The organism is Hyalangium sp., from assembly GCF_035629615.1.
Lineage (GTDB): Bacteria > Myxococcota > Myxococcia > Myxococcales > Myxococcaceae > Hyalangium.
On the sequence record NZ_DASPHO010000820.1, the window covers coordinates 1 to 3267 of the forward strand.

Genomic DNA, 3267 nt, shown 5'->3' on the forward strand with positions numbered 1-3267 from the left:
CACCTCAATTGGCAGTGATGGCGGAGGCTCCGAAGAAGGGGCGTAAGCTTCGGTTGGATTGGGGCGGGTTGCTGGTCGCACCTTCGCACTGGACGTCTTCGCGTGCACCCGATGCGGAGGTAGACGGCGGGTGCTGGCGTAGTGGTGGGCGTTGGTCCTTGCGGTGCGTCCAGGCGGGTCGGGTATGGGCCATGCCGACGCGCCCCTCGTGGTGAGCGCTGGGGTCTTGTGGTGAGCGTCCAGGCAGCGTCGCCCGTTCCTCTGCCGTCATGACCGCCTTGTCACCTAGAAGGCTGATGATCACCACGTGGAGGCACTCGGCCGGAGTCAGCGCCGATCCCAGCTTGTCCGCGACGGTCGCGCGGCCTTCTCCCGTGAACGCCTGGGAAGGATGGGCCACGTGCCGCGCACGGAGTTCGCCAGCACGTTGCACTAGCTCCCCCATCTTCTCGGCGCTGACAGGCTCGCGCTTGCACTCGGGGGAGCCGATGCAACCGCCACCGGGGCCGCGAAGATGGCCGCAGGGGTTGAGCGGGTAGAACATCGTCGGCGCGTCTTGTTGCGTGGGCGTGGTCATCTCTGATCCTTCCTCTGGCGCCGGGGGCGCTTGGGCTCCGCTACGAAGGCCTTCACGAGGCGCAAGATCAGCTTGAGCTGTAGACCTTGAAGGCGCCCCAGCAGGCGCAGCAGGCGCCGCACTTCCGGCGAATGTGCCAGCGCGGGCGGTACTTCGGTAACTGGTCGCCCTGCCCCCGTAAGGGAGCGAACGTCGGCTCCCCTGCGTCACAAACACTCGTTTGCGGCGCAGCGTCACGGCCCTGAGGAACCTGACGTCCTTACCCAGAGGGGCGCGCCTCGGATGAAGGACCGCTGACGTCATCAGCGCCCGGTGAGATGTAGAGGCGGACACATGCAAGCCCATGAATTAACTGTAAAAATTAGTCGCCAACGATGAACGGGCTTTCAGCTTATGGGTGAGTATTGACCCCGGGGCTAGATGGATCTACACCGAAGGGCGGCGGTGGGGAGTCCATCGCCAATACGAAAGGCAAGAACCATGTCAAAAGCAGCGTTTCTCTCGTTCGACCTACAGTCCGCCAGCGGCAATGACTACGCCACCGCCTATGACATCCTGAGGAGGGCGGGATTGACCATCACGACCCCAACCTTCAGCCACTACCTCCCGAACACAGTGGTCATGGGAACCATCGCAGACAACTGGACTGCGCCGATGCTGAGGGATGCCGTGATAAGGACGTTCCGGGCCGCAGGGCTGAACGTCACGAATCTCATCTGCGGCATCGTCATTGACTGGGCAGTGCTCGGCGATCCGGTTGGCAGTGAGACGTCAGCGCACCAGTAGGCGCGAGAGATAACCCCGATGACCAGAAGGCGGCGGAGAGGTGGTTGCCTCTTGGCCGCCTTCGTCGTTTACGAATGGCCACCCGAGGTGTCCGAGAAGTACCAAATCCGGGCAAGGGGACTGCGGGCTACTTCCTGACCTTCATCCAGTGGCTTGAGCGCTGGTGAAATGCGCCGTAGCTGTTCCCTGGTGCGTCACAGCTTCGACCGACGCTTGCCCGCTCCGGGCGAGCAGCACAGCTCATTCCCGGCGCCTACGGGGTACGGCGAACTGTTACGAGGAAGCCGCTAACCATCAGTAAAGAGGTACTAAAAAAGTGGAGGCGGCGGGAATCGAACCCACCGCCTTGAAGGGTGGAGCACCGCTCCGGGAGCGGCTCACTCCCCGTCGGCCGAGTCGCGATCCTCCGCGCGCGCCAGCTTGTGCCGCTCGAGGAGCCGGTAGAACTGGCTGCGCGACAGGCGTGACTCGCGCGCGGCGGCCGAGATGTTCCGCTTGTGGCGGGCCAGCAGCGCCGTCAGGTAGTCGCGCTCGAACTGCTCCAGCAGCTTGTCCCGCGCCTCGTTGAAGGCCAGCGGCGTCGCGCTCTGCTCCTCCTTCGCGCCCGCCTCGAGGCTGCCAAGCGCCACCACCCGCTGCACCGCGTTGCGCAGCTCGCGCACGTTGCCGCGCCAGGGATCGCACTGCAGCGCCGCGAGCGTGGCCGAGGCCAGGGTGATGTCCATGCCCGTCAGCTGGCGCGCGAAGTGCGCGGCGAGCAGCGGGATGTCCTCCGGGCGCTCGCGCAGGGGCGGAATGGTGATGGAGGTGACGGCCAGCCGGAAGTACAGGTCCTCCCGGAAGCGCTTGGCGCGGACCTCGGCCTCCAGCTCCCGGTGGGTGGCCGACAGCAGCCGGAAGGTGGAGTGGCGCACCTGCCCATCCCCCACCCGGCGGAACTCCTGCGTCTCCAGCAGCCGCAACAGCTTGGGCTGCTGCGCCAGCGGGAGCTCGCCAATCTCATCCAGGAAGAGCGTGCCTCCGTTGGCCGACTCCACCGCGCCCACGCGATCCCGGTCCGCTCCGGTGAACGAGCCCTTGGCGTGGCCGAACAGCTCGCTCTCCATGAGGTTGGGGCTCACGGATGAGCAGTCGAAGACGATGAAGGGGCCGCGCTGCTCCTCGGGCCCGGAGAGGGCGTGGAGCGCCCGCGCCACCATCTCCTTGCCCGAACCCGTCTCCCCGCGAATGAGCACCGCGGCGCGCTGGGGCCCCAGCCGCTCCAGCTCCGCGAAGAGCTGGCGCATGGCCACGGACTTGCCCATCAGGCCATGAAGCTCCTCACGCTCGCTGACGGCCCGCCGCTGCGCCGTGGCCGAGCGGATGCGCAGCGTCGTCTTCCCCACCGTCACCGAGCCTCCCACAGGGACGCGCGCCTCCCGGATACGCGCCCCGAGGTAGCGCGTGCCATTGCGGCTGCCCAGGTCTCGCACCCGCACCGCGCCAGGCAGCAGCTCGAGCACCAGGTGGCGGCGGGACACCGTCGGGTCCTCCAGCGGCAGCTCACAGGCGGGATCGCCCCCCACCAGCAGCGTGCCAGAAGACAGCGTGGCACGAGCGCCCTTGCCCGGCCCCTCGACCGCCTCTACCACCACCGCCTCCAGGGGCAGCGCCCCGTCATTCTTGTTGAGGGTCAGGTCCGCCGTCTTCCCGGAGGAGATCTCACCGGTCGCGAAGTCCGGAAGCGTGCTGGCCTTGGCCCCCTTCTCCTCGCCTCCGGTGCTCACCGCAGATCCACCTTCACGAAGGACTCCTTGCCGGCCTGCACACGGACCCGGCGCCTGGCCATCTTACCTGTCTCCGGGTTGCGCAGCTCGATGTCGACCGGCCCCGAGGGGACACTGAGGCGCGCCACGGGCGTCTGC

General features: G+C 67.1%; 3 protein-coding genes. 1 reads left to right on the forward strand and 2 read right to left on the reverse strand.

The window, feature by feature from the left end; all coding sequences use genetic code 11:
• Positions 1-4 precede the first annotated feature (4 nt).
• Positions 5-577, reverse strand: a complete 573-nt coding sequence (locus VD972_RS41240; RefSeq protein ID WP_324994821.1) for a hypothetical protein — start codon at positions 575-577, stop codon at positions 5-7.
• 480 nt (positions 578-1057) lie between these two features.
• Here VD972_RS41240 and VD972_RS41245 point away from each other — a divergent pair, with 480 nt between their 5' ends.
• On the forward strand, positions 1058-1363 hold the full coding sequence (locus tag VD972_RS41245; RefSeq protein ID WP_324994823.1) for a hypothetical protein: 306 nt from the start codon (positions 1058-1060) through the stop codon (positions 1361-1363).
• 377 nt (positions 1364-1740) lie between these two features.
• Here the strand turns inward: VD972_RS41245 and VD972_RS41250 are convergent, their stop codons facing one another.
• Positions 1741-3129, reverse strand: coding sequence for a sigma 54-interacting transcriptional regulator (locus tag VD972_RS41250; RefSeq protein WP_324994825.1), 1389 nt, complete (start codon positions 3127-3129; stop codon positions 1741-1743).
• Between the last annotated feature and the right edge of the window lie 138 nt (positions 3130-3267).

Bases quoted from the DNA above. Each gene is read 5' to 3' on its own strand.
- VD972_RS41240 (WP_324994821.1), bottom strand. From the start codon at position 577: ATGACCACGCCCACGCAACAAGACGCGCCGACGATGTTCTACCCGCTC.
- VD972_RS41245 (WP_324994823.1), top strand. From the start codon at position 1,058: ATGTCAAAAGCAGCGTTTCTCTCGTTCGACCTACAGTCCGCCAGCGGC.